The sequence below is a fragment of the Aliivibrio sp. S3MY1 genome (genome assembly GCF_028765575.1).
Lineage (GTDB): Bacteria > Pseudomonadota > Gammaproteobacteria > Enterobacterales > Vibrionaceae > Aliivibrio.
Window position 1 is genome coordinate 1 of the sequence record NZ_JARACO010000113.1, and the last position, 571, is coordinate 571.

Annotated in this window: 1 pseudogene; it reads left to right on the forward strand. The window is 31.2% G+C overall.

What is annotated here, in order from left to right:
* Nucleotides 1-403: 403 nt before the first annotated feature.
* Nucleotides 404-571 (forward strand): annotated as a pseudogene (locus PVK62_RS17505) (porin); the annotation flags it as partial.

A 571-nucleotide genomic window follows, 5' to 3' on the forward strand; every position in this document is an offset into this window, starting at 1 on the left:
CGGGCATAGTTTTCAATGATTTATTAATTTTTGCAAAACATTAAGTGTGACTTAGTTCACGCTTTTTTTTTAATTAAAGTAAATAGATCTAATTAATACTAAAATCAGAGTGATCTAAGTTCAAGTATTTTAGTCTTGCATATGCTTTTTTGGGGTTTTTGTCTCTTTTGTTTTATTTTTAAGCAGTAGGTTTTGCTTTTTATTTTCATTAAGTTTTTGATTTTTAAGTGTTATGTTTTTTTATAAGTTCTGAGTTTTGAAGCTCGTCACTCAAAAAACATAACTATATTTTCTTTGTGAAAAAACATTGTCATAGTCTGCCCCAGACAACAAATCTAGTGCATGGTTCATTTCGGCGACCAACTTAAATATCCATGCATTACTACATAAGTTAAATGAAGGAATTATGACTATGTTCAAAAAGACGCTTTTAGGTGCAGCAATGGCATTAGTTGCTACTGGTGTTACAGCAAAAGAAGTGGGTGTTAACTCTGACTTTAATGTTGATGTTTACGGTGTTGCGGCTATTTCACTAGTTAATTATAACGTTACTGGTAATGGCAACAAGGGT